Origin of the sequence: uncultured Cardiobacterium sp. (assembly GCF_938028825.1) — a bacterium.
GTDB lineage: Bacteria > Pseudomonadota > Gammaproteobacteria > Cardiobacteriales > Cardiobacteriaceae > Cardiobacterium.
Genome location: NZ_CALIZP010000090.1, coordinates 60,240 through 84,704, shown reverse-complemented (window position 1 = coordinate 84,704; position 24,465 = coordinate 60,240). Strand labels below are relative to the sequence as shown.

Here is a 24,465-nt window from a genome sequence, read left to right as displayed (position 1 = left end):
CAGTGTCTTGTTTTTGCTAGTTTTGTTTCTTCATATGGAAGGCGTGCTACACTGCGTTTTATTGTTTTTTGTTCATGCAATAAGGATTCCCGCCATGCCCCGTTTTCCCGCCGCGCTGCTGTTTGCCGCGCTTGCCCTGCCGCAGGCCTATGCCGCCGTCCATCACAAGTACCAGCCGCTTGACACGAATTACCCCGTCCCCGCTGAAAATGTGCTGTGGGTCGCCGCTGATGCCCCCGTCGGGGGCGACGGTAGCCGCGACAAGCCGCTGGATACCATCCGCACCGCCGTGCAGCGGGCGACGGACGGCACGACCATCATCCTGAAAAGCGGCGCCTACCGCGAGCCGCATTTCTTCGTGACCAAGAACCACATCACCCTGCAAGCGGAGCCGCATGGCGATGTCTGGCTGAAAGGCAGCACTGTCGTCCCCGCCGAGCGCTTCGAGAAAGAGGGCAACCTCTGGAAAGTCACGGGCGATTTCCAGAATTTCTGCCACGTCTGCACCCTCTCTGCCGGGCCGCAACAGGCGGGGATGTCCGCCTATCCGGAGCAGGTATTCATCAACGACGAACCGCTGCGCCAGGTGCTCAGCAAGGATGAAGTGACGGCGGGGACGTTCTATGTGGAAGACCACACGCCGACCACGCTGAAAGACCCGCAGAACAACCGCGCCGGCTACAACATCGGCGCGCAGGACGACATCACCTATTACCTCGGCAGCGACCCCGCTGCCGGCACGGTGGAAATCAGCGAGCGCAGCCGTGCCTTCAGCGCCGGCGGCGGTACGCACCACTTCACCATGCGCGGCATCAACGTCGCGCAGTTCTCGCCGAACCATGTCTGGAATTTCAAGGACCCGCGCCTGGACGATAAAAGCGGCCCGGCGGCGGTGGTGATTGCCAGCAACAACGCACTGGTGGAAAACGGCATTTTTGCGCAGAACACCAGCTCCGGCCTCGCCATCATCGAAAACAACGGCGCGCGCGTGGCGGGCAACCGCTTCATCGACAACGGCGGCGCGGGCACCGGCGGCAACTACGCCCAGAACGTCACCTTTGAAAACAACTACTTCGCCAACAACAACCTTGACGGCTACCCAACCAACGGCAGCATCTGCCAGGCCTACTGCGGCTTTGCCCACCTGAAAATCACCCACGTGATGAACACCGTCTTCCGCAACAACATCATCGACGACAGTATGCGTCCACCCGCTACCGACCCCGCCAACCGCGACGACCAGCTGCCCGGCTTCTGGTGCGACGAAGGCTGCATTGACGCGAAAATCACCAACAATTTCTTCACCAACGTGCCGCTCGCCATCTTCTACGAAGTCTCCGATCGCGGCATCATCGCCTCCAACATCATCGAAAACGGCGCGGTCGGCATCTCGCTCTCCGGTTCCAGCAACACCCGCATCTACAACAACACCATCTCGCGCACCTTCCACCCCATCCGCCTGCGCGAAGACGACCGCCTCGGCGGCTGCAACTTCTACAAAGACGGCCGCTGCCAAACCGAAGAACGCTGGTCGAAAGGCAAAAACCTGAGTTGGGCGCAGACCGGCACGGAAATCTACAACAACATCCTCTCCTCGCGCGCCTTCCAGAAAAACGACAGCAGCGGTCCGCACTACGCCTACCCGCTGCGCACCGTCGGCGGCATCGACCAGGACGGACAGCGCAAAACCTTCACCAACGACATGTTCACAGGGCTGGACTACAACGCCTACTACCGCAGCAACCTCGAAAACGAGCCTTACGTCATTACTTGGGACCTGGCCGACGTCAAAGACCCGCTCAACCTGCTCTTCGTGCGCACCGCCGACCTCGCCGCGCACAACAAAGTGAACAAAAAAATCAACGGACTGGAACGCCACGCGCTCGACCTCTTCGGCAGCCGCGCGGAAAACCCCTTCTTCATCCGCGAAGCCGCAGGCAACGACGCCTACAAACAAAGCAACTACCACCTGCGCGCCGACAGCCCCGCCAAAGGCAGCGGCAAAGCCCTGCCGCTGGACATCGCCCGCGCCATTGATCCCAGTGGCAAAATCAAACCGGGCATGGCGGTGGACCGGGGCGCGCTGATGAACATCATGATGGACGCCACCGGCGGCGCGACCGCCCCGGAACGCGTAACCGCCAGCCTGCACAAAGAGCACTCTGTGCCGACTGCCGCCGCACACCGCGCCCCGCACGGCACCACAACAGGCGGCAATAACAGCAGCACAACAAGCGCGGACAGCAGCGGCAACAGCATCGTTGCCAATCCGGCACTCTCCTACTACGGCCTGAACGGCAGCAGCAGTGCAAACAGACAAAACCTCACCCTCAAAGCCGCGACCGCAGGCGACAGCGCGCCTGCCGTTGCCGCAGACCACCGCAACATGGGCGTCCTGCCGGACAGCCGCCTGCCGCATGACCGCTACGACCGCATCCGCCCGTACAGCGAAGGCATGGCCGCCGTGGAAAAAAACGGCCGCTGGGGCTTCATCGACCAAAAAGGGCGGGAAATCGTCAGACCGCAGTATCAGGATGTGCTGCCCTATGGCGAAGCGCGCGCGGCGGTGAAAAAAGACGGCCACTGGGGCTTTATCGACCCCAAAGGCAAAGAAACCGTCAAACCGCAGTACGACAATGTCTGGTCATACAAAGACGGCCGCGCCACCGTGGAAAAAAACGGCAAACGCCACGCCCTGGACCTCAACGGCAACGAAACCGCGCCGTAATACCAATCCCAAGAAACAAACAGGATGCGCACGGCGGGCTTCGGCCCGCCGTGGCGATATTGATGGCGGAATGAAGCCGCCCTGCGGCAGATGATTTTGGGGTTACGGGAACCGCCTGGCGCGCGAATCGTTATGGCACTTCCGGCATCGGTGCGGGTTGGGCGTTTTTCATCCGGTCTTCTGTCCAGTAGTCTTGCGGGTCTTGTGTCGTCGGTGCCGGGGTGGCGGTCGAGCTGTCCGATACCGGCGTATCCGGCGGCGGTGGCGCGGTAAAGTTTTCGTGACCACCGCCGCCACCGCAGGCAGTGAGGAAAGCAAGAGCGGGCAGGGCGATGATGAGCGGTGTTTTCATGGGTATCTCCTTGAAGTTTGAGAAAGTCATGCCGACGGCAACGCCCGCAACTGCATGGCATCACTGAGCCACAGCACATCTGCCACCTCGCGGCGGGTGATGCGCGCCAGTTCGGGGTAGTCGAGGTAGCGCGCGGGGTTGGTGATGGCCATGCCGAGCGCTTCTTCCACCGCGAGGTGCATGTAGCGGATGGCGTTTTGCACGCATTGCAGCAGGGTGACGTGCGCGCCGGCGAGTGAGCCGTGTTCGTTGACCAGACGGTCTTTTTCGACGAAGACGCGCACCCCGCCCGGCAGGGTAAATTCGCGGATGTCCGTGCCGATGGTGTGCATGGAATCGGTAACGAGGATGAGGCGGTCTGTGCCGATGAGCTTGCCGGCAGCGGCGAGCGAGAAGGGGTCAACGTGTACGCCGTCGGCGATGATGCCGCAGTAAAGACGCAGTTCGGCGGCGCTGCCGATAACGCCCGGTTCGCGGCCGACCAGCGGCGGCATGGCGTTATAGAGGTGGGTCACGCCGCCGAGGCCTTCGGCGAAGGCGCGCTGCATGTCGGCTTTCGCCGCCATTGTGTGCGCGGCGTTGACGCGGATACCGAGGTCGCGGATGCGGCGGACGGTGCCCGTTGGGACGCGTTCCGGCGCCAGCGAGATGATGCTGTGTTGCAGGTCAGCGGCGTGTTTTTCGTAGCAGGCGAAGTCTTTGTCATCGGGGGCGCGGATGAGGCGTGGATCGTGCGTGCCGTGTTTTTCCGGATGGATGAACGGCCCTTCAAAATGCCCGCCGAGGATGCCGTGCACATGGCGGCTTGCTTCGGCAATAGCTGCGATGCCGTGCAGATAGTTGTCCTGCGTGTCGCAGATAAAGGTCGGCAGCATGGCGACGGTGCCATAGGTGCGGTGCGCAGAGAGAATCTGCGCCAGACCTTCTGCGTCACAGTGCGCATTCACCAGATAACCGCCGCCGCCGTTCGCCTGCGTTTCGATGAAGCCGGGGCTGAGGATGCCGCCATCGAGACGGCGCACGGGCGCATCGGCGGGCAGGTCGCTGTCGGCGACAAGGGCGACGGTCCTGCCGCCGTCAACGAGCAGGCTGTGGTCGTGCAGCATCACGCCATCGTGAAAAATACGCGCGCCCTGGAAATAAGTGGTCATGGATAATGTCCGGTAAAAGTGAGGCGGTTATTGTAGCGCTGTGCCGACGGGTTGCGGGGCGAGCTTCCGCCTCTTATTATTGACTGATAATTCCCATGCAATCCAACGGGAGAGGTAAAGCATGATTACAGAGGAAAAATCATCCGGCGGCTGGCTGCACGGTTTTGTTTTCAGTTTTTTATCCATTTTCACATTCAACATGCTTGGGAAAATCTTTATCCAAGATTGCAGATGGAATCCGGATTGGCAGGAAACAAGGATTTTGCCGCTTGCGGCACATTCATGGCGGCAGTAATTATGGATAGTTACTGCATTCACAGGAAAGGACGCGGCATAAAAACATAATTCCGGACAATCATCATGGCCAAATTCAACGATCCCGCCGCTTATGAACGCTATATGGGCGGCTGGAGCCGCGCGGCAGGTGAACAATTTTTAGACTGGCTGGGACAACCGCACGGCCTGCGCTGGTTGGATAACGGCTGCGGCAGCGGCATTTTCAGCGAGCTGTTGTGGCAGCATGCAGCACCGTCAGCCCTGCACTGCCTTGATATATCGGAGGAATTGCTGGAACGCGCGCGGCAGCGTCTGCCGCAGGCAATCACCCTGCACCACGGTGATGCCAACGCCTTGCCCTTTGCCGCTGGCAGTTTCGATGCTGCCGCAATGGCGCTGGTTATCGTCTTTCTCGCTGATGCGCTGCAAGCCGTGCGTGAAATGCAGCGCGTGGTGCGTAGCGGCGGGGTGATTGCCACCTACATTTGGGATTTGCCGCATGGCTTCCCCTACGCTGATGCCTTTGCCGCCCTGCGTGATTGCGGCGTGCTGCCTGACCGCGCCGCCCCCGATGAAGCGACGGCGCTTCCGCAGTTGCGCGCCTTGTGGGAAAACGCGGGGTTGCAGCAGGTGGAAACCCGCGCCTTTACCGTCGGCCGCGCTTACCCCGACTTCGCCGCCTATTGGCATGCCCTGCAAGACAGTGCCAGCATCGGCGAGCGCCTCGCCGCCTTGCCGGTGGCAACGCGGGCGGCGGTGCGCGCGGCATTACAGGAACGTCTGCCCGCTGCGCCCGACGGCAGCATCAACGTAACCGCCCGCGCCCATGCGGTGAAAGGAATCCGCGCCTGAACCTTGGCGCGATAAACGCAACAACAGCGGTATCGTTCGACCAATATCTCCCACCGCAAACCAAAATTTCCGGCGAACACTGGGTGAGTCATCAGAAAACCGTCCATCACCATACTGCGGCATAACCAAAACAGAATGAATCAAGGGCGGGTTTCGCGTAGAAAATAATTAACCACGCTGTCGCTGCTAATAATACGGCAGCGCCATTGCACTGCTCCGGTAAATCGCGCCATAAGTGATAACCGGCGGAATTGCCAGCTGTATATCAAGGAATAAATAATCTGTGATGATATGGCAAATAACAAGGCACCGCCGCATACGAATATTGCCGAAACATCTCACTGCTTCTGAGGCAATGCCACTTTCGACTTCATCCGTTCCGGGCGGCATTTTCCTGCCGCATGACGCCGGGCGGAATGATAAAGTACGCGCCGTTTTTTCATGTCTCAGGGGGTTTTATGCAGGGTCAGTTGTGGATTGTGGCGGCGCCGTCCGGCGGCGGCAAAACCAGTCTGATTGCCGAGGCGGTGCGCGTGCTGGATGATGTGGTCGAAAGCGTGTCGCACACGACGCGGCCGGCACGCCCCGGCGAGGTTGAGGGCGTGCATTATTTTTTCGTCCCGCCCGAGCGCTTTCAGGCAATGATTGATGCCGACGGTTTCCTCGAATACGCGCAGGTTTTTCACAATGCTTACGGCACGGCGGCGGCACAAGTGGACGCGCTGCTCGCGGCGGGCAAAGACGTGATTTTGAGCATCGACTGGCAGGGCGCGCAGCAGGTAATGGCCCGGCGGCCGGATACGCGGTCGGTGTTCCTGCTGCCGCCATCGCTGGATGCCTTGCGCGAGCGCCTGACCGCACGCGGGCAGGACAATGCGGCGGTGGTGGAGAAACGCATGGCGGAAGCGGAAGAGCAAATCAGCCATTTCAGCGCGTTCGAATTTGTCATCGTCAACGAAAAGTTTGCACAGGCTGCGGGCGAATTGCAGGCGCTGATCCTGTCCGACCGCTTGCGCCGGGTGCGGTGTACGGCGGATTTGCTGCCGCTGTTAAAGCGCCTGGGGCAGTAGCGCAGAACAGGCTGATGTTGCTTTCCTGCGCCTTCGCCGCGCGCACCTTGACATCGGGCAGTATTGCGGGGCTGTTTGGATAATTGACGATTGCCCCGCTTCCACCACTCATTATTATCTTTGATTAAGATAGGGCGGGACAATAATACTTCCTTAAAAAGGACTGTATTCGGGCATTACTTTTTCTCGCGCATTTTTTATATGCACCCAAACCTTCTCTATAGGGTTAAGGACCGGTACATATGGCGGTAAAAGTAATATAGTCGTTTCAAATAGGAATAAGACAATATCCCGCCCGGCGGTAGTCTACGCCCGGAACGCAAAAGCAAACCCCGCCGCCTGGTGAGCAGCCACCAGGCGGCGGGGTTGTGGGGGTGTCGTCACGCTAGGCGAACGGCACGGCGCCTAGCGGCCGAAGGTGGCGGTCAGGCTGGCGCTGCCGAGGCTGTGCTGCCAGACGTTGAAGCCGATGTGGGCGGTGGTGATGTCTTGCGGCAGGTCGAGGCGCTCGCAATCAAGCGCGTGGATGGTGAAGATGTAGCGGTGCGCGCCGTGGCCGGTCGGCGGGTGGGCACCGCCGTAGCTGTATTCGCCGTAGTCGTTGCGGCCGTGCCGGGCACCGGCAGGCAGACCGTCTGCGGCGGCGTTTTCCGCGAGGCTGTGTACGTCTGCCGGGAGGTTGATGACGTACCAGTGCCAGAAGCCCGAACCGGTCGGGGCGTCGGGGTCGTAGCAGGACAGGGCGAAGCTTTTGGTGCCGGCGGGCGGGTTGGCCCAGTGCAGTTCGGGCGAGCGGTTGGCACCGCCTGCGCCGCTGTGGACTTGCGCCAGCGGCAGGGTGTCGTTGTCGCTGAAAGCGGGGGAGGTGAGGGTGAAGTGTGCTGTCATGGCGGACTCCTGGGTTGTCGTGTTGAATGGGTTGGTGTTTTTCACGCTGACGTAGATGTCCACGCTGCCGTCTCGGTGGTATTCCTCGTAATCCACGCGGTAGGCGCGCGGCAGTTCGCCGGCGGCTTCGAGCTGCCAGAGGTGTTGCCAGGTGGCCAGCACGTGGGCGCGGTCGGTGTGAAAGACGCGGTAGGGGATGCCGTCGGGCGGGGTGAGGACGGGGCAGTCGGCTTGCGGGACGGCGAGGGCGGTGCTGCACTGGTAATCGCCACGGTAGTCGCTGCGGTAGTGGTGATAAACGCCATAAACCGGCCTGCTGCCGTCGAAGAGGTACGCCGAGCGTTGCCAGAGGTCGGCGAATTTGGTGGCGAGCGCGGGGTCGGTGAAGTTGTTGGTTTCGATGTGGTGGTGCAGGTAGAAGGTGGGGTGCATCGGCGGTATCTGTTCAGTGTGTTTCCGGGGTGTCGCGCCGTTCTTGCAGCAGGGCGTTGATGGCATCCGTGTCTTCGCCGAGGGCGGTGAGGGCCTCGATGGCGCTGTCGTCGCCGAGCATGAGGGCGGCGCGGTAGTGCTGTTTGCGGACTTCTGCGGCGGCGCGGTTGTTGCCCGGGGTCAGGTCGGCGATTTTCCGGTGGGCGTGGCGGGTTTCTTGTTGTCCGGCGCTGTCGTCGGCGGCGAGCAGGGCGTTGCCGTAGTGTTCGAGGGCGAGTTCGGTATCCCGGTTGACGCCGTCGCCGTGTTCAAAGAGAGCAGCGAGGCGGTTTTCGGCGCGCGGGGTGTGGGCGCGTTGCAGCCAGAGCAGGGCTTCGGCGGTGTTTTGCGGGACTTCCGTGCCGCTCAGGTAGAGTTCGCCGAGGGTTTCGGCGGCGCGGCCGTCTTGTTCGTCGCGCGCGGCTTTGCGGTACCATGGCAGGGCTTCGGTGAGTTTGCCGTTTTGATGCAGGGCGCGGGCGTAGGGATAGTAGGCGTCTTTTTCGCCCGCTTCGGCAGCGGCCCGGTAGTAGGTGAGGGCTTTATCGGGGGCGCTGTCGCGGTAGGCGTCGCCGAGGAGCAGCATGGCGCGGATGTCGCCGTGGGCGGCGGCCTGTTCCAGCCAGTTGCGGGCTTCGTCGCGGCGGTTTTCCGCCAGGCGGATTTCGCCGAGCCGGCGCGCGGCGTAGCCGCTGCCGGCTGCGGCGGCCTGTTGGTACCACAAGGCGGAGCGGGCGATGTCAACGCTGTTTTCGTGGTAGTCGCCGAGGGCTTCCATGGCGGGGATGTAGCCCTGGGCGGCGGCGCGGCCGAGCCATTTGAGCCCCGCCTTGTTGTGCCAGTGGTTGATTTTTTCCATGCCGTAGCGGGTCTGCGCGACGGGGTCGCCCGCTGTGGCGGCGCGGCGCAGATATTTTTCGGCGGAGACGTGATGCCCGCGCGCTTCGTAGAGGCGGGCGAGCTGGTAGGCGTAGCGCGGGGTGTCGACATGGGTCTCGGCGCTGTTTTCGCAGGCGAGGCGCAGGGCGTCCCACATGGCTTCGTCGGCGATGACGAGGGTGTTTTTATCGGCCGGGGCGTCGCCGTCGTCGCCGCTGCCGGTCCGGAAGGTGATGTTGCTGACGCCTGCCACGCCTGTGGGGTTGCCGGGGTGGATGGGATCGGCGGCGCGGTCGCAGGTGTTGATGTCGTCAATGTCGCCCGAGGCAAGCGCGCCGTGGAAGAGGAGGGCAAGGAGCAGGGGGAACAGGGTGTTGCGGGTCATAGGGGTTTCCGTTGGCTTGGTTGCGCGGGATTTTATACCAATCGCGGCGTTGGGCGGGGAAGAGGGCGCGTTATGGCGGTTTCTTGGTCAGGCGGCGTGGCTGCCGGGCGCGCTAGGCGGGGGGCAGGATTTGCGCTGCGCGATTTTGCTTGACCCTCTCCCCAAACCCCTCTCTCAGTGGAAGGGACTTTTCGTGTCAAGCGGTGTCAATACTGGCTCTCGTAAAGGCGTTGCCTGCAACGTTCTCAAAATCAAGGAAACGCGTGGTTTCCCCGCTTGGCAGTTGCGCTTACCCAAAACGCAAAAGCAGGCTGCGCTTGCTCGATGGGCTAAAGCCCATCCTGCGCCCGCCAAGCGGAGTGGCGTTGGCTTCGTCAAGCGGCGCGCATGAAAAACAGGCATCCTCGCGGATGCCTGTCTGTGTTGGCAGGTGTGTTTTACCAGCCTTTGACGGCGGCGCCTTTGAAGGATTTTTCGGCGGCGTCTTCCACTTCTTTGCTTTGGTAGGCATCGACGAATTTTTTCACTTCGTCCTTGTCTTTGTCGGCGGTGCGCACGACGATGATGTTGACGTAGGGCGAATTGGCGTCTTCCATGAAGAGGGAATCGCGTTTCGGGATGAGCCCGGCGTTGACGCCGTAGTTGGAGTTGATGATGGCGAGGTCAACGTCAGGCAGCACGCTCGGCACTTGTGAGGCTTCGATTTCGCTGATTTTGTAGTTGTGCGGGTTTTCAGCGATGTCCATCACGCTTGCTTCGAGGTTGGTGTTGTCTTTGAGTTTGAGCAGGCCCTGTTTGTCGAGCAGGATGAGGGCGCGCGCGCCGTTGGTGGGGTCGCCCGGGATGGCGATTTTTGCGCCGTCTTTGAGTTCTTTGATGTCTTTGATTTTTTTGCTGTAAGCGCCGACGGGATAGACGAAGGTGTTGCCGACGGCGACGAGGTCAAGGCCGCGCTCTTTGGTGATGACGTCGAGGTAGGGTTTGTGCTGGATGGCGTTGGCGTCAATGGAGCCGTCGGCGAGGGCGACGTTCGGCATGACGTAGTCTTCAAATTCGATGACTTCCACATCCAGGCCGTGTTTTTCTTTGGCGATTTTGGCGGCGATGTGCACGAGTTCACCTTCGGGGCCGGTCATCGCGCCGACTTTGAAGGGGGCAGCCTGGGCGACGGCGGCAAGGCCGGCGATGAGGGCGGCAAGGGTTAGTTTTTTCATGGGTTTTCTCCGGTTAGGTTGGGATTAGCGGTGATCGAAGCGGCGGGCGAGGGCGTCCCCCAGCCACTGGATGTTCTGCACCAGCACGACGATGATGCAGACGGTGTAGAGCATGATGTCCGGGCGGTAGCGCTGGTAGCCGTAGGCGTAGGCGACTTTGCCGAGGCCGCCCGCGCCGAGGGCGCCGGCGATGGCGGAGTAGCCGATGAGGGCGATGAGGGTGATGGTGAAGGCGTTGATGATGCCGGGCAGGGCTTCGGGCAGCAGCACTTTGCGCATGATTTGCGCCGGGTGCGCGCCCATCGCCTGTGCCGCTTCGATGAGGCCGCCGGGGACTTCGTTCAGCATGTTTTCGACCATGCGCGCGATGAAGGGGACGGCGGAAAGGGTGAGCGGGACGATGGCGGCGGTGTTGCCGATGGAGACGCCGACGACGAGGCGGGTGAAGGGCACGATCCACAGCGCGAGGATGATGTAGGGGATGGAGCGGCCGATGTTGACGATGATGCCAAGCGGGTAATAGATGTAGGGGTTCGCGAGGAAGCGGCCGCGCCTTGTCGCGTAGAGGATGAGGCCGAGCAGGGTGCCGAAGATGCCGGCGATGAGGGTCGCGCTCAGGGTCATGTAGAGGGTTTCGCAGGCGCTGACGAGCATGAGCCAGGCGGTGTCGCCGATGAGGGCATGCAGCCAGATGGTGAAGGATTCCCACCATCCGCTGATGGCATGCCAGAGTTTGAGGAGATTATGCAACATAGCCGAGGATTTCCGTGCTGACGGGTTGGGTGGTGAGGTAGGCGAGGGCGTCGCGGGTCTGCCCCGGCTCGCCGATGATTTCGGCGACGAGCAGGCCGTGTCGCGTGTGGCTGCCGATGTGGTCGATTTTGGCCTGGATGATGCTGATGTTCACGCCGAAGCGTTTGGTCAGCGAGGAGAGGACGGGTTCGTCGATGTGCTGGCCGAGGAAGCCGATTTTGACGACGGGGTGCGTGCCGCTCGCGTGCAGGCGCGCCTGGTATTCTTCCGGCAGGTCGAAGCGCCGGGTTTGTGCGACGAACTGTTTGCCAAGCGGCGAGGCGGGCGCGGTGAAGAAGGTGTTGACGTCGGCGGTTTCAACGAGTTGCCCGCCGTCGATGAGGGCGACTTTGTCGCAGATGTGTTTGACCACTTCCATTTCGTGGGTAATCATCAGGATGGTCAACCCCAGTTTTTCGTTGATGTTTTTCAACAGGTTGAGGATGTCTTCGGTGGTTTTCGGGTCGAGCGCCGAGGTGGCTTCGTCCGACAGCAGCACCCGTGGTTCGGCGGCGAGTGCGCGGGCGATGGCGACGCGCTGTTTCTGCCCGCCGGAGAGTTGCGCGGGGTAGTGCCCGGCTTTGTCTTCGAGGCCGGTCAGCGCCAGTAGCGGTTGCACTTTGGCGGCGATGGTTTTTTTGTCCGCACCGATGAGTTCCAGCGGCAGGGCGATGTTGGCATAAACGGTACGGCTGGAAAGCAGGTTGAAGTGCTGGAAAATCATGCCGATTTTGTGACGCGCGCGCAGCAGTCCGGCGGGATCGAGCGCAGTGAGGTCTTCGCCGGCAACGATGACGCGGCCGCTATCGGGGCGTTCGAGCAGGTTCACACAGCGGATAAGGGTGCTTTTTCCGGCGCCGCTTTGTCCGACGACGCCGTAGATTTCGCCTGCGGCGACGTGCAGGTTGACGTCGCGCAGGGCGTGGATGTCCTGGCCTTTATGGCGATAGGTTTTTTGCAGCTGTTGCAGGGTAATCATGATTCTGTGAATGGGGAAAGGCGGGCGATTATCGGCGCTCGCTATGGGGCGGTCAAGCGGGGGAAGGGGCGGTTTTCAGGCCGTTTTGTCATGTGTCGGGGCGTTTTTGGCATATCCGCTGCCGGGCGTGTTCAGGCAAGCAATCCCTCAGCGGCGAAGCAGTCGCGGTAGGTCGCCGCTTTTTGCGCCAGCGGCAGCGGGTAGGCGCGCGAGGACGAGGGCAGGCGGTACAGGTGCAGGGGGCGGGCGGCGCAGGTGGTGTCGGCCGGGGCACCGATGCGCGGAGCGGCGGTGGCCGGCGGCAGTTGCGTGAGCAGGGTGGTGGTCGCGAGGGCGCCGGTGGTGGCGATGGCGCGGCAGGCGGGGAGGCGGTCAAGCAATGCCGCGAGGTTCAGCGGCTCGATGATGCGCAGCGACTGGTCGGCGGCGTTGTCGCGCAGACGTTCGACGCGTTGTGCGGTGTCGCTGATGGCGATGCCCGTCGCCGTCAGGAAGGCGCGCAGCTCGGCTGCGCGGAAGCCTTTGCCGTCGGCGGTGAGGAAGTGGTCGCGGTCGGTGAAGAAGACGAGGCCGAAGATGCGCCACATATCGTTTTGCAGGTTCGGGTAGTAGAAATCCATCTTCCAGCGTGTCTGCGGCGGCGGGAAGCTGCCCAGCATGAGCAACCGCGCCGCCGGCGGCAGGAAGGGTTCAAGCGGATGGGTTTCGATGACGGCAGGCATGGTTGCGGGCGGGGCAGTGGCCGTTAGGTGCCGTGGTAGTCGCAGGGGTATTCGCTTTTTAGTGCCGCTGCCTTGTCGAGCACGCTGCGGCGCATTTCATCCTGATAGGCGGCGATGCGTTCGCGCAGGACGGGGTCGTGGCTGGCGCAGATGCGCAGCGCCAGCAGGGCGGCGTTTTTCGCGCCGTTCAGCGCCACGGTGGCGACCGGCACGCCCGCCGGCATTTGCAGGATGGAGAGGATGCTGTCCCAGCCGTCGATGGAATTGCTGGAATGGATGGGCACGCCGACGACCGGCAGCGGGGTGACGGCCGCCACCATGCCGGGCAGGTGCGCCGCGCCGCCCGCGCCGGCGATGATGACGTTAAGCCCGCGTGCGGCGGCGGTTTTGCCGTAGTCCAGCAGGCGTTCCGGGGTGCGGTGCGCCGAGACGATGGTGAGTTCGTAGGCGGTGTGGAATTGTTCGCAGGTGCGGGCGGCGTCCTGCATGACGCCGAGGTCGCTGTCGCTGCCCATGATGATGCCGATTTTGTGCATATGGGGTTCCTGGGTGATTGAAGGGTTGTGCGTGGCATGTCAATGCCGGAAAACCATCCGGCTGTGCCGGCGTGCCGCGCCGTACTGCCTTCCCGGCCTGCTTGCCGGGTGGGTATCCGTGCAGGCGGGGCATGTCGGGTTTGCCGCTGGTGCGGGCGCTGCGGGTCCGGGGCAGGGTAGGGCGGTGATTTTATCGTGTGCGGGATGCGTAATAAAAAACCGGAAAGCGTTGCCGCTTTCCGGCGTCTGATGTATCGCTGCGGGCTTATTCGCCGGCGACGACGCGCACCAATACTTCGGTGCTGATACCGGCGAAGAGGTGCAGGGAGATGGTGTATTCCCCGATCTCGCGGATGGTGCCGTGCGGCATCATCACTTCGCTGCGGGCCAGTTGCAGCCCTTGCTGTATGGCGGCATCGGCGATGTCCTGGGTGCCGACGGAGCCGAAGAGTTTGCCTTCGTCGCCGGCCTTGGCCAGGATGGTCAGTACCTTGCCGGAGAGCGCGGCGGCGCGTTGCTCGGCATCGGCCAGTTTGGCGGCCTGCTGTCTTTCCAGCTCGGCGCGGCGGGCTTCAAAGCGTTCGATGTTCGCTTTGGTGGCTTCGGTGGCCTTGCGTTGCGGAATGAGGAAGTTGCGGGCGTAGCCTGCTTTGACGTCCACACGGTCGCCGAGTTCGCCCAGTCCGGCGACTTTTTCCAAAAGGATGATGTTCATGCGTCCTCCTCAGTGCTGGTCGGAATAGGGCAGGAGTGCCAGGAAACGGGCGCGCTTGATGGCGGTGGCGAGCTGGCGCTGATAGAACGCGCTGGTGCCGGTGATGCGGGCGGGGACGATTTTGCCGGTCTCGCTGATAAACGATTTCAGGGTTTCGAGGTCTTTGTAGTCGATTTCTTTCACACCCTCGGCGGTGAAGCGGCAGGATCTGCGACGTGCCATGGTTTAGCCCTCCTTCTTCTTGCTTTCGGCCATCGGCGAGGCTTCGGTAACGGCTTCGTCGCGACGGATGGTGAGGTGACGCAAAATGGCGTCGTTGAAACGGAAGCTGGTTTCCAGTTCTTCCAGCGTCTTGGCATCACATTCGATATTCATCATCACATAGTGCGCCTTGACCAGCTTGTTGATGGGATACGCCAGCACGCGGCGCCCCCAGTCTTCGAAGCGGTGGACCTTGCCACCGGCGGCTTCGATGACGGAGCGGTAGCGCTCGGTCATCGCATTGACCTGTTCGCTCTGGTCGGGATGGACCAGGAAAACGATTTCATAATGTCTCATCAGAAGATTCCTTATGGATAAACAAAGCCGCCATGTGGCGGCAAGGAAATGCCGGCGAACCGGCAAGCGCGCGGATTATACGGAAAAGCCCCGGCAAAACAAACTTCCCCGCCTGCCGCTATCGTGCTACCGTGCCGCGCCGTATTCCGCCGGGAACCCTTATGGAAGATTTCAACCCTCACCACATCCTTTGCTACGACAGCGAATTTGTCCGCGAACACAGCTACATCCCCAAACTCGCCCTGGTGCAAACCTGCCGGCCGGGCGGCAGTGCGCATCTGTACGACCCGCTGGATGGCGCGGACGCCGTGCCGTGGCAGGCCATCCTGCACCATCCCGCTCCCATCGTCCTCCATGCGGGCGCGCAAGACCTCGAACTCATGCAACTCTGCGGCGGCGGCCTGCCGCAGACCGTGCGCGACACGCAAATCGGCTTCGCCCTCTGCTCGCCGCAGCTTGCCGTCAGCTACGCGCAGCTCGTCGAACACTACCTCGGCATCAGCCCCGACAAAAGCCAGACCCGCAGCGACTGGCTCGCCCGCCCGCTCAACGCCGAACAGCGCGCCTACGCCGCCGCCGATGTCGAACTGCTTGCCCGCCTCTACCCCTACCTCGTTGCCGACCTGCGCCGTCTGGGGCGGCTGGACTGGTGGGCGGAAGAAAACGCGGCGCTGCTCGCGCGGCAGACGCGCCCGCGCGAAGCCTGGCACTGGTACCGCCTGCAAGGTGCGCCGCAACTGCGCGCAGGCGACCGCCGCGTCGCCGAAATCCTCACCGCCGCGCGCGAACGCCTTGCCGCCGCACAAGACCTGCCGCGCCGCGCCATCATGAGCGACCGCCAGCTCATCGCCATCGCGCAAAAACAGCCGCCGACCCTCGAAGCGCTGGCCGAACACCTGAGCGCCAGCCACCCGCTCTGGCAAGAACTGCCCTACCTCAGCGGGCAGTTTGCCGCCGACGCCGCCCCGCCCGCCCAACCGTCCAGTCCGCGTCTTGGTCACGCGCGCCGCCAACAGTACGAGAAACTCTGCCGCTCTGTGGCGGACACCGCCGCCGCGCTCGGCATCCACCCCGACCTGCTCGCCACCACCCGCGCCCTCAAACACTACTGCGCCGAACCAAGCGCCGACAGCCCGCTGCTGCGCGGCTGGCGCGCCGCCTACCTGCGTGAAGAACTGCAAAAGCTGCTCTAAACCATGCGACTCTGGCATCAAGCCCTCATCCCCCACCTGCCCCGCCCGCAACTGCTGGGGCAGCACCGCGAATGCGCCGCCCTGCGCGGCAACGGCTGGGGCAGACCGCACGCGACCGTCAACTACGTCTTCAACCACAGCCCCTACCTGCTCTACGCCTACCACCGCCTCGTCATGGCGGAAATGCGGCGGCGCGGCTACCGCCCTGATGCCGCCTGGCTTGACCCCAACCATCGCGGCAAAAACCTCGCGCCCTATGGCGGCCTGCCTGCCGCCGCCGTTGCCGACCCCATCTACCCCGAACACGACGCCGCCTACCTGCGCGCATGCCTCGCCAACCTCGCGGGCAAAGGCATCCATCTCACCCACCCACCCACGGAGAACCCCCATGACCTACCGCGCCATCTACAGCGACATTGACGGCACCCTGCTCAACCGCGAACACCGCATGAGCGCGCGCACCCTCGCCATCACCCGCCGCCTCGCGCAGGCGGGCATCCCCATCGTCCTCGTCTCGGCGCGGCCGCCGCTCGCCATCACCCCGTTCACCGCCGCCATCGGCGGCAAACAGCCGCTCATCGCCTTCAACGGCGCGCTCATCCTCGACGGCGACCTCAACGAACTCTACAGCGTCACCCTTGACGACGCCGACCTGCACCGCCTCGAAACCCTGCTGGAAAACGACCCCGCCCTCACCTCCATCAACTACTATCAGGGTACCCACTGGTACAGCCCCGACCCGGATAACTTCTGGACAGTGCAGGAAGGCGACATCACCGGCCTGCGCGCGACAAAGCGCCCCGCGACGCTTGCAAACGTGCACAAAATCCTCGTCATGGGCGACGCGCCCGTCATCGCCGCCCTGCAAGACCGCCTGCGCCCCGCCTTCCCGCACCTCGAAATCCACCGCTCCAAAGACGAATACCTCGAAATCGTCAACAAACGCGCGACCAAGGCGCAAGCCATCGCCTTCATGGGCGAACGCCTCAGCGTCCCCGCCGCTGAAAGCATCGCCTTCGGCGACAACTACAACGACCTCGACATGCTGCGCTACGCGGGCTACAGCGTGGCGATGGGCAACGCGCCGGACGACATCAAGGCCGAATGCAGCACCGTGACCGCGCCGAACAGCAAAGACGGCCTCGCGCAAGAACTGGAACGGCTGTTTCCCGCGTGAAATGAACGACGGCGGGCGGACAGTGTTCCTGCCCGGCGGCCGGATGCAAAAAAGCAGCGCGGGTTGGCGCTGCTTTTATAGTCGTTTCAAACAGAAATGATACGGTGTTGGCGAGCCTCGCCGTACTATCTGTACTGTCTTCGGCTCGCCGCCTTGTCTCATTCCTGTTTGAAACGACTATATATTGAAGCCGGGCTGTGCAGATGACATTCCCCCAACGGCACCGTTTGGCAGGACCGGCACCCGCCGCTTTGGCAAGCGGCGGGTTTCGTCATGATTGCCCGCCCGGCTTTTGCGTATCATGGCGCTGTTTTCATCACGGAGAGTTATATGAACCGACGCGCTGCGTTTTCCCGCGATTTGCTCGCCGAACTGCCCCAGTGGGAGGCAAGCGGCTGGGTTTCCCCCGAACAGGCGGCGCTGTTGCGTGCCCGTTACGTCCTGCCCGTGCGGCACCGGGGGCAATGGTGGCAGATGGTGCTGTCGCTCTTTGCCGCGCTGTGCGTCGGCGCGGGCATCATCGCGCTCTTTGCCGCCAACTGGGCGAGCCTGACGCGCCCGCTGCGGGTCGTGTTGTCGCTGACGCCGCTTGCCCTGTCGCAGGCGGCGCTTTATTTCGCCTGCTGGCGCCGTCCGGCGAGTACCGTGTGGCGCGAGGGCAGCGCGCTCCTCGTCGCGCTCTCGACCGGGGCGGCGATTGCCCTCATCGCGCAGACCTATCATGTGGAAGAAGACCTGCCCGCCTTCCTGCGCGTCTGGCTGTGGCTGACGCTGCTGCTCGCGTATGTGGCGCGCAGTTGGGCGGTAGTGTTTTTCGCCGCATTGCTGGCGCACTTCATCGGGATTTACAGCAACGAACCGCTGCTGTTCGACGTCGCTTTTTATGCGGACTGGGAATACGTGTTTTATGTCGCTGCCTTCCTGCCGTGGCTCTGCCCACAGCGGCAGCCCGGACTGCATTACGGCGGGCAGACGGGCATATGGCGCACCTTTGCCGCGCTGCACACCACTGCCTTCGCCCTGATTCTCTGCACGAACAGCCGCAACGCCGGCTTCCTGCCCGCCTGGGTCTGCCTCTCCGCCTTCTACCTCGCCGCCCGCACCCTCCTGCCCGCCTGGCGCAACATCATGGCGGTGCTCGGCAAAATCACCCTCGCCGTGCTGCTCCTCTTCGGCGCGGAGATGACCATGCGCGAGCCTGTGGCGGACGCCCTGCTCGCCGATCCGCAACTGATCGCAGTCAGCGGCGTCCTGCTGCTCTTCGCCGTCTGCCGCTGGCGCCGCCTGCAAGGGTGGGATCTCTGCTTCGTGTTGAGCGGCATCGTCATCTATCTGCTCGCGCAGCAGGGTATCCGCGAGCGCTACGGCGACATCTGGCCGTGGCTGCCGACCGTCTTTGTCATCATCCTCGGCCTGTGGCGGGCGCGGCTTGACCTCGACCGCAGCCTCTTTGCCGTCAACTCCGCGCTGATTTGGGTACTGATGGCGCTGTTTTTGCGCTTCGTCGGCGACAACATGCCGCTGTGGGTGAAAGGGCTTGTCTTCATCACCGCCGGTATCGCCTTCTTTACCGTCAACCTGCACCTCGCCCGCCGCCCGCGCCCGACCGGAGAAACCGCATGAACACCCGCCTGAAAAGCCGCCTCACCCTCCTGCTGCTGCCCTTCGTCTTCGCCCTGCAATGGCTCGTGCCGCTGCTGCAAGTGGCGCACGGCGAAAGCATCCTGCGCGACGGCATCGCGCTGCGCCTCGAACTCGAACCCGTTGACCCGCTTGACGTCCTGCGCGGCCGCTACCTCGCGCTCGCCTTCCCCGAAGAGCGCAAAGAACACATCCTGCCGCCCGGCGTGCAGGGGGGCGACACCATCTACGTCGTGCTGGAAGCGGACAAAGACGGCTTCGCCCGCATCAGCCGCCTGAGCCACAACGCCCGGGATGGCGCCTTCGCCTACCGTATCCCCGCACAGTACAAGGCGGGCGACAAAATCACCATCAAAATCCCGCTGACCCGCTACTACCTGCCGGAAGAGGACGCGGTAAAAATCGACGAACTCTTCCGCTGGCGCAGCGACGGCACCCCGCGCAGCAATGCCAGCCTCGGCGTACGCATCAAGGACGGGCAAATCGTCGCCGAAAGCCTGTGGATAGACGGCCAGCCCTACCGCGACTGGCTGCACAACTACCAAAGCACGCAGACCGCCGGCAAACAGCAAACCCCCTGACGGAGAACCACCATGCACACCATTCATGTCGAACACCTCGGCGGCCTGAGAAACCGCGCCACCCGCCACGACAACCGGGCCGCCGTCGAAAGCGACGCGCCCGCAGGCAGCGGCGGCAAGGGCGAACAATTCTCGCCGCTTGACCACTTTGCCGCCGCGCTCGCCTTCTGCTGTCTGACACAAATGGCGAAAAAAGCGGCGGCACAAGGCATCGAAAACCTCGCCGTCAGCGCCGACGTCGGTAAAAACATGGCGAACGACCCGCTGCGCGTCAGCGAAATCATCATCGATTTCCACCTGAGCGGCGCGCTGGATGCCGACACCCGCAACGTCATCGAAACCGCCGCGCGCCATTGCCCGGTCGCGAACAGCCTGCCCGCCGGGCTCAAACAGACCATGCGCTTTCATTACGACAACTGATGCCCATCGCGGGAAAAGCGAACGGCACAGGGCGGACTTCGGTCCGCCCAAACTTTTCCAGCCATGACCAGACCTTCGTGCGTGGTATAGCTGTTTCAAATAGGACTGATACGGTGTTGGCGCGCTGCCTTGTCTCAATCCTGCTTATCAAGCATGGTGGGCGCTATCGGCTTTTGTCCGGTTCTGGCTGCAACCGGTGAGATGCCGATATTTCTTCCCTTTGATACCGCCCTGTCTCGCGCAGAAACAGGCGGAAGTAAACGACAGCAGAAACCGGAAAAACCGCAAAGAAAAAAGCCGTTTGCGGAAACAAACGGCTTTTATAGGAAGTAATACTGGTAGGCCCGGAGGGACTTGAACCCCCGACCAAGCGATTATGAGTCGCCTGCTCTAACCGACTGAGCTACAGGCCCGCAAGAGGCGCGAATCATACGGGATTTGCCGCCTGTTGTGAATGGGGGTGCGCCGCTTTTGTCGCCGCCCGCCGGGGGCGCTGCGGCGTACGCGGCATGGCGTGAAGGGGAAGCGGCGGGGATGCCCCAAAATAGGGTCGCCGTCGGCCATGATTCTGACGCTGCGCGGATGGGTATAGTCGTGTCAAACAGGAATGAGACAAGGCGGCGTGCCGCAGGCAGTATGAATAGTACGGCGGCGGGAACACCGCATCATTCCTGCTTGCAACGCCTCTATCAGGCGCGGTGATAGGGATGGTGGCGGTTGATGCTCCAGGCGCGGTACAGCGCCTCGGCGACGATGATACGCACCAGTGGGTGCGGCAGGGTCAGCTTGCCGAGCGACCAGCTTTCATCGGCCAGTGCCTTGATTTCCGCCGTGATCCCTTCCGGGCCGCCGATGATGAGTGCGATGCGGCGGCTATTTTCCTGCCAGTGTTGCAGGCGGGCGGCAAGCGCCTCGCTCGTGTACTCGCGGCCGGGAATGTCGAGGGTGATGATGCGGTCGCTGCCTTGCAAGGAGGTCTTGATCTGTGCCGCTTCTTTTTGCTGCGCGGCGGCAAGCTGGCCGGCACTGCCACGTTTTTGCAGGGGAATTTCGCTGAGGCCGAGGGAGAGATCGCCGGCGAAGCGGGCGGCATAGTCGGCAAAGCCGTGATTGACCCAGTCCGGCATTTTCTGCCCGACGGCGATAAGTTCGATGTGCATAAGTGGCTCTCCAACGCGGTAATGCTTGCAGTCATGCCGGTTTTCCTGTGCGGCGGGAAGCGGAAAAACGGCATAAGCGATGATAAACAATGGCGCTACAATAGCGCGCTTTCTTTTTCGGAGCATATTGATAATGAAGAAATTATGGCTTTTGTCCACATGCTTTGCGGCGTGCCTTCCCGCCTTTGCCGCCGACGACAGCCTGAGGGTGGATGCGCAGTCGCGTCTGGAAAACATCCGCCGTAAGGCGCCGGAATTGGCGCGGGGCAGCCGTCAGGTAGTGACGCATGTCAGCGCGTCGTTACAGGTCAACGATGCCACGGTGCTGGAACTCCTCTGCGAGAAGCCGGAAAACGACGGACGGACGCTGCGTTTGTGGAGCGGGGCATTGCTGCGCGAAGGCAATGTGCTGCCACCGGCGCGGATACTGGCGCACCTACTGTTGGGCATGGACGGCAGGCAGGATGCCGCCGCTTATTTCAATACGGCAGACGGGGATTACCGCCGGGCGCGCACGCTGGGCTGCTACCTCGGCATCTTGCAGGCGGCGTTGCCGGATGCGGGCGATGCGGCGGCGCAGCGCATGGTGCTGACGCAGTTACTGCACGAAACCGCCCGGCAGGCGGGGGTGGCTGATGTGTACGCCGTTGCCGATGATAGCCGGGCGGGCGGACGCTGGGCGCAGGCGCGCCTCAAACCGCTGTTGCAGAGCAGTGATAATCCCGCTGACTGGCCGGAGGCGTTGATCCCGCCGGCAGACGCGGCGGATGCGGCAGCATTACAGGCGTTTCGCCGGGGATTAGAGCAGGGCAGGGCGGTGCGTTGAGCGAATAACCGCTTGCCGCCCGAAAAAATCGGGCAGCCTTTTGGCCAAATCCGTACACTTCGCGTGCCTCACGGCATCTCTTTAACTCAATTGGAGAACCCATGAAAAAATTCATCCAGACCCTTACCCTCGTCTTCTTCGCTGCCATTCTTACTGCCTGCGGCGACGGCCCGGACAAAACCGCCAAGACCTTCTTTGAAGAACTGTTCAGCGGGGATGCCAGCAAAGCCGCTGAGCTCGTCTATCTGCCGCCAGAAGCCGCACAAGCCGGCATGACTGAGGAAGCCATGAAAGGCAAGCTCTCCATGGCAGCGGCAGAAATGCAGCAGCAGATTAAAAAGTCAGACGGCAAAATCAGCGTCAGCACTGGTGAAGTCACCTACCTCAACGCCGACAAGACTGAAGCCAGCGTTACCGTCACCCTCAAAGGCAAACAAGGCGACAAAGACCAGGAACAAAGCAACAAAGTCAATCTGATCAAGACCGATAAAGGTTGGAAAATCAAAATGTAACCTGTGGCGCGCAAGCGCCACTTCTCTTGCAACAAGGAATCCACATGAAAAAACTCATTCAGACCCTCACCCTCGTCTTCTTCGCCGCCATTCTTACCGCCTGCGGCGATGGCCCGGAGAAAACCGCCAAGACCTTCTTCAGCGAAATGATCGACGGCGATGTCAACAAGGCCGCTGAACTCGTCTATCTCCCGCCGGAAACCATGAAAAGAATCTCGCAAAAAGACATGAGCGAAGAAGCCGCCAAAAGCAAACTCAGCATGATGATCATCGCGGCGCGAGACAAAATGAAGAAAGAAGGCGGCGTACTCAAAGCCGAAATCGGTGAAGTCAGCTATACCAATGCCGATAAAACCGAGGCCAAGATTGCCGTTATCCTGAAAACACAAAAAGATGGCCAAGAAAGCGCCAGAAAACAGGACTTTGTGCTCATCAAGACGGATAAAGGCTGGAAAATCAAGCTGTAAGCCGTGGCGCGTCAGCGCCCCCTTTATTTTTCATTTAAGGAATCCGTTATGAAAAAGCTCCTCCTCGCCTTTACGGCCCTCCTCGCCAGCATCGCTCATGCCGCCGACGGCCCGAAAGAAACTGCGCAGACCTTCTTCCACGAACTCTTTGCTGGCGATGCCGATAAGGCGGCTGAACTCATCTACCTCTCACCGGAAGTCATCCAGGAATCCGCACAACAAGGCATCGATGAAGCCATGCTCAAGAACCAGATTATTGAGCTCATCACGATGAGGAGAGAACAGGCGGTAAAAGAAGGCGGCATCCCTACTGCCGAAGTCGGCGATATCACCTACACCAGCAGCGACAAAACAGCGGCCAAAGTCGCCATTACCCTAAAAAAGCCGAAAAGCGGTAAAAGCGGGGGAGAAAGCGACACATTAGACCTGATCAAGACCGATAACGGCTGGAAAATAAACCTGCAATAACCGCAAGGAATCACGATGCAAAAAATCATCCGCGCCCTGGCTCTCATCCTCTTTACCGCTTTGCTCACCGCTTGTGGCGAAAAAATCGACAAAGAGGCCGAAGCCGCGCAAAAAATCACCCAAACCTTCTTCGACGAACTCTTCCAGGGCGATCCTGCCAAAGCCGCCGAATACCTCGCCATCCCGCCCGAAGCCAAACAGGCAGGAATCAACGAAGACACCGCCCGCAAAACTATGGCCATGCTTATGACTCAAGTACGGCAAGAGGCCCAAAAAGAAGGTGAAATCCCCACTGCCCAAGTTGGTAAAGTCACCTACACCAATGCTGCCAAGAGCGAAGCCAAAATTGCCGTTACCCTCTACAAGCACATCAGCGGCAAAAAAGCCCGCCGTGACGCCGAAATCCTGCTCATCAAAGAAGACGGCACGTGGAAAGTGCTGAAACCCGACACCTAACCCCGTTAACCATCCCTTCATTTACCAGGAGTAATCCCATGAAAAAACTCATCCGCACCCTGCTGCTTGGCCTTACCGCCGCTGCTGCAACGATCGCCTACGCCGCCGCAGGCCCGAAAGAAACCGCGCAAACCTTCTTCGAATCCCTCATTAACGGTGATGCCAGTAAAGCTGCCGCCGTCACCTATCTGCCGCCCGAAGCCGAGCAACAGGGCATCACCGAACAAGTCATGCGCGGTAAACTTGGTGTGATATCGATGGAATTGCGTGAAGAAATTAAAAAAGAAGGTGGCAGCATCACCGTCGTCAGCGGCGAACCCACCTATACCAATGCAGCCAAGACTGAAGCGAAAGTCCCTGTCACCCTCAAGATGAGCGATAAAAGCGGCAAAACTGAAGAAGATAAGGAGACGCTCGACCTCATCAAGACAGACAAAGGCTGGAAAATACAACTGCACTAAACCTCAAGACACTATCCCATCCCAAACCAAAGAGTCGCCATGAAAAACACTATCCGCAGCCTCATCCTCGGCCTTGCCGCCCTCATCACCTTCGCTCATGCCGCAGCAAACGACGACCCGGGCACAGTCGCCGCCGCTTTCGGCTCCGCCCTGCTGCAAGGCGACGCCGATACCGCCATCAGCCACATGCAAATTATTACCCCGGAAGAAAGCGCGCAGCTGAAAAAAGAAATGGGCGAAGCCGAATACCAAAAAAACGTCAATCAACTGACACAACAGCTCAAAAACATGATTGTCAGCGAAGCCGCCGGCATACAGAAAACGCTCAAAGAAAATGACGGCAAAATCCACGTTAACGCGGGAGAAGTCACCTATACCAATGCTAAGAAAACCGAGGCCAAAGTTGTGGTCACCATGAAGGCCGAAAGAAAAGACGGTGCCACCGCAGAGGTTGGTAGCGAGACCTTCACGCTCAGCAAAACCCCACAAGGCTGGAAAGTCACCCCCAACTGAGACAATAACGGGCGGCGCAAGC

At 61.5% G+C, this 24,465-nt stretch carries 30 protein-coding genes and 1 tRNA gene; 17 read left to right on the top strand and 14 right to left on the bottom strand.

Going from position 1 to position 24,465, the window contains the following annotated elements; translation table 11 throughout:
• Positions 1-94: 94 nt before the first annotated feature.
• Entirely contained in the window at positions 95-2,728 is a 2,634-nt protein-coding gene (locus Q0562_RS13235; protein ID WP_298645097.1) for a WG repeat-containing protein, read from the top strand.
• Between the two features lie 130 nt (positions 2,729-2,858).
• Here Q0562_RS13235 and Q0562_RS13230 read toward each other — a convergent pair whose 3' ends face one another.
• Both Q0562_RS13230 and nagA read right to left on the bottom strand, forming a co-directional pair.
• Complete coding sequence (locus Q0562_RS13230) at positions 2,859-3,080, bottom strand: hypothetical protein (RefSeq protein WP_298645095.1); 222 nt, start codon at positions 3,078-3,080, stop codon at positions 2,859-2,861.
• Between the two features lie 26 nt (positions 3,081-3,106).
• The gene (gene nagA / locus Q0562_RS13225) at positions 3,107-4,231 is read right to left on the bottom strand and encodes an N-acetylglucosamine-6-phosphate deacetylase (RefSeq protein ID WP_298645093.1); all 1,125 of its coding nucleotides are present in this window, start codon (positions 4,229-4,231) and stop codon (positions 3,107-3,109) included.
• Between the two features lie 121 nt (positions 4,232-4,352).
• On the opposite strand from nagA, the gene Q0562_RS13220 reads away from it, so the two are divergent.
• From Q0562_RS13220 to gmk, 3 genes are all read left to right on the top strand, one after another.
• Positions 4,353-4,526: a hypothetical protein gene (locus Q0562_RS13220; RefSeq protein ID WP_298645091.1), complete on the top strand. Its 174-nt coding sequence runs from the start codon at positions 4,353-4,355 to the stop codon at positions 4,524-4,526.
• Positions 4,527-4,591: 65 nt separating this feature from the next.
• On the top strand, positions 4,592-5,359 hold the full coding sequence (locus Q0562_RS13215; RefSeq protein ID WP_298645089.1) for a methyltransferase domain-containing protein: 768 nt from the start codon (positions 4,592-4,594) through the stop codon (positions 5,357-5,359).
• A 458-nt stretch (positions 5,360-5,817) separates the two neighbouring features.
• Entirely contained in the window at positions 5,818-6,429 is a 612-nt protein-coding gene (gene gmk, locus Q0562_RS13210) for a guanylate kinase (protein ID WP_366144802.1), read from the top strand.
• Between the two features lie 405 nt (positions 6,430-6,834).
• Here gmk and Q0562_RS13865 read toward each other — a convergent pair whose 3' ends face one another.
• From Q0562_RS13865 to rpsF, 10 genes are all read right to left on the bottom strand, one after another.
• Positions 6,835-7,317, bottom strand: coding sequence for a YbhB/YbcL family Raf kinase inhibitor-like protein (locus Q0562_RS13865; RefSeq protein ID WP_366144801.1), 483 nt, complete (start codon positions 7,315-7,317; stop codon positions 6,835-6,837).
• A gap of 445 nt (positions 7,318-7,762) precedes the next feature.
• Positions 7,763-9,052, bottom strand: a complete 1,290-nt coding sequence (locus Q0562_RS13200) for a tetratricopeptide repeat protein (RefSeq protein ID WP_298645083.1) — start codon at positions 9,050-9,052, stop codon at positions 7,763-7,765.
• 437 nt (positions 9,053-9,489) lie between these two features.
• Positions 9,490-10,266: a MetQ/NlpA family ABC transporter substrate-binding protein gene (locus Q0562_RS13195; RefSeq protein ID WP_298645081.1), complete on the bottom strand. Its 777-nt coding sequence runs from the start codon at positions 10,264-10,266 to the stop codon at positions 9,490-9,492.
• A 24-nt stretch (positions 10,267-10,290) separates the two neighbouring features.
• Complete coding sequence (locus Q0562_RS13190; RefSeq protein WP_298645080.1) at positions 10,291-11,019, bottom strand: methionine ABC transporter permease; 729 nt, start codon at positions 11,017-11,019, stop codon at positions 10,291-10,293.
• Positions 11,009-12,037, bottom strand: coding sequence for a methionine ABC transporter ATP-binding protein (locus tag Q0562_RS13185; protein WP_298645079.1), 1,029 nt, complete (start codon positions 12,035-12,037; stop codon positions 11,009-11,011). The genes Q0562_RS13190 and Q0562_RS13185 overlap by 11 nt, the downstream gene beginning before the upstream one ends.
• A 131-nt stretch (positions 12,038-12,168) precedes the next feature.
• Positions 12,169-12,759: a uracil-DNA glycosylase family protein gene (locus Q0562_RS13180; protein WP_298645078.1), complete on the bottom strand. Its 591-nt coding sequence runs from the start codon at positions 12,757-12,759 to the stop codon at positions 12,169-12,171.
• A 23-nt stretch (positions 12,760-12,782) separates the two neighbouring features.
• On the bottom strand, positions 12,783-13,295 hold the full coding sequence (gene purE / locus Q0562_RS13175; protein WP_298645076.1) for a 5-(carboxyamino)imidazole ribonucleotide mutase: 513 nt from the start codon (positions 13,293-13,295) through the stop codon (positions 12,783-12,785).
• A gap of 265 nt (positions 13,296-13,560) precedes the next feature.
• On the bottom strand, positions 13,561-14,010 hold the full coding sequence (gene rplI / locus Q0562_RS13170; RefSeq protein WP_298645073.1) for a 50S ribosomal protein L9: 450 nt from the start codon (positions 14,008-14,010) through the stop codon (positions 13,561-13,563).
• Positions 14,011-14,019: 9 nt separating this feature from the next.
• Positions 14,020-14,232 (bottom strand): 30S ribosomal protein S18, encoded by a 213-nt coding sequence (gene rpsR, locus Q0562_RS13165; RefSeq protein WP_298645072.1) that lies wholly within the window; start codon positions 14,230-14,232, stop codon positions 14,020-14,022.
• Between the two features lie 3 nt (positions 14,233-14,235).
• The gene (gene rpsF, locus Q0562_RS13160; protein WP_298645070.1) at positions 14,236-14,568 is read right to left on the bottom strand and encodes a 30S ribosomal protein S6; all 333 of its coding nucleotides are present in this window, start codon (positions 14,566-14,568) and stop codon (positions 14,236-14,238) included.
• Between the two features lie 161 nt (positions 14,569-14,729).
• Here rpsF and Q0562_RS13155 point away from each other — a divergent pair, with 161 nt between their 5' ends.
• From Q0562_RS13155 to Q0562_RS13130, 6 genes are all read left to right on the top strand, one after another.
• On the top strand, positions 14,730-15,761 hold the full coding sequence (locus Q0562_RS13155) for an HRDC domain-containing protein (protein ID WP_298645068.1): 1,032 nt from the start codon (positions 14,730-14,732) through the stop codon (positions 15,759-15,761).
• 3 nt (positions 15,762-15,764) lie between these two features.
• Positions 15,765-16,181, top strand: a complete 417-nt coding sequence (locus Q0562_RS13150) for a TIGR02328 family protein (RefSeq protein WP_298645065.1) — start codon at positions 15,765-15,767, stop codon at positions 16,179-16,181.
• Complete coding sequence (locus Q0562_RS13145; RefSeq protein WP_298645063.1) at positions 16,150-16,938, top strand: Cof-type HAD-IIB family hydrolase; 789 nt, start codon at positions 16,150-16,152, stop codon at positions 16,936-16,938. The genes Q0562_RS13150 and Q0562_RS13145 overlap by 32 nt, the downstream gene beginning before the upstream one ends.
• Before the next feature lie 330 nt (positions 16,939-17,268).
• Entirely contained in the window at positions 17,269-18,561 is a 1,293-nt protein-coding gene (locus Q0562_RS13140) for a DUF2157 domain-containing protein (RefSeq protein ID WP_298645061.1), read from the top strand.
• Positions 18,558-19,160 carry a GDYXXLXY domain-containing protein gene (locus Q0562_RS13135; protein WP_298645059.1) on the top strand — a complete coding sequence of 201 codons (603 nt, stop codon included), beginning with the start codon at positions 18,558-18,560 and terminating at the stop codon, positions 19,158-19,160. The genes Q0562_RS13140 and Q0562_RS13135 overlap by 4 nt, the downstream gene beginning before the upstream one ends.
• A 12-nt stretch (positions 19,161-19,172) precedes the next feature.
• Positions 19,173-19,580: an OsmC family protein gene (locus tag Q0562_RS13130; RefSeq protein WP_298645057.1), complete on the top strand. Its 408-nt coding sequence runs from the start codon at positions 19,173-19,175 to the stop codon at positions 19,578-19,580.
• A gap of 336 nt (positions 19,581-19,916) precedes the next feature.
• On the opposite strand, the gene Q0562_RS13125 is transcribed toward Q0562_RS13130, so the two are convergent.
• A tRNA-Ile gene (locus Q0562_RS13125) sits at positions 19,917-19,993 on the bottom strand.
• A 276-nt stretch (positions 19,994-20,269) separates the two neighbouring features.
• A complete protein-coding gene (gene rlmH, locus Q0562_RS13120) occupies positions 20,270-20,740 on the bottom strand; it encodes a 23S rRNA (pseudouridine(1915)-N(3))-methyltransferase RlmH (RefSeq protein WP_298645056.1) in 471 nt (156 codons plus the stop codon).
• A 133-nt stretch (positions 20,741-20,873) separates the two neighbouring features.
• Between rlmH and Q0562_RS13115 the strand changes: the two genes are divergently transcribed.
• The 7 genes from Q0562_RS13115 to Q0562_RS13085 all read left to right on the top strand — a co-directional run bounded on the left by Q0562_RS13115 (position 20,874) and on the right by Q0562_RS13085 (position 24,443).
• Entirely contained in the window at positions 20,874-21,566 is a 693-nt protein-coding gene (locus Q0562_RS13115) for a hypothetical protein (protein ID WP_298645054.1), read from the top strand.
• Positions 21,567-21,667: 101 nt separating this feature from the next.
• Positions 21,668-22,078: a DUF4878 domain-containing protein gene (locus tag Q0562_RS13110; RefSeq protein ID WP_298645052.1), complete on the top strand. Its 411-nt coding sequence runs from the start codon at positions 21,668-21,670 to the stop codon at positions 22,076-22,078.
• 44 nt (positions 22,079-22,122) lie between these two features.
• On the top strand, positions 22,123-22,545 hold the full coding sequence (locus Q0562_RS13105; protein ID WP_225757805.1) for a DUF4878 domain-containing protein: 423 nt from the start codon (positions 22,123-22,125) through the stop codon (positions 22,543-22,545).
• Positions 22,546-22,593: 48 nt separating this feature from the next.
• On the top strand, positions 22,594-23,013 hold the full coding sequence (locus Q0562_RS13100; RefSeq protein ID WP_225757806.1) for a DUF4878 domain-containing protein: 420 nt from the start codon (positions 22,594-22,596) through the stop codon (positions 23,011-23,013).
• 15 nt (positions 23,014-23,028) lie between these two features.
• Entirely contained in the window at positions 23,029-23,469 is a 441-nt protein-coding gene (locus Q0562_RS13095; RefSeq protein WP_225757807.1) for a DUF4878 domain-containing protein, read from the top strand.
• 38 nt (positions 23,470-23,507) lie between these two features.
• Positions 23,508-23,930 carry a DUF4878 domain-containing protein gene (locus tag Q0562_RS13090; RefSeq protein ID WP_298645050.1) on the top strand — a complete coding sequence of 141 codons (423 nt, stop codon included), beginning with the start codon at positions 23,508-23,510 and terminating at the stop codon, positions 23,928-23,930.
• 39 nt (positions 23,931-23,969) lie between these two features.
• The gene (locus tag Q0562_RS13085) at positions 23,970-24,443 is read left to right on the top strand and encodes a hypothetical protein (protein ID WP_298645048.1); all 474 of its coding nucleotides are present in this window, start codon (positions 23,970-23,972) and stop codon (positions 24,441-24,443) included.
• The last annotated feature ends 22 nt before the right edge of the window (positions 24,444-24,465 follow it).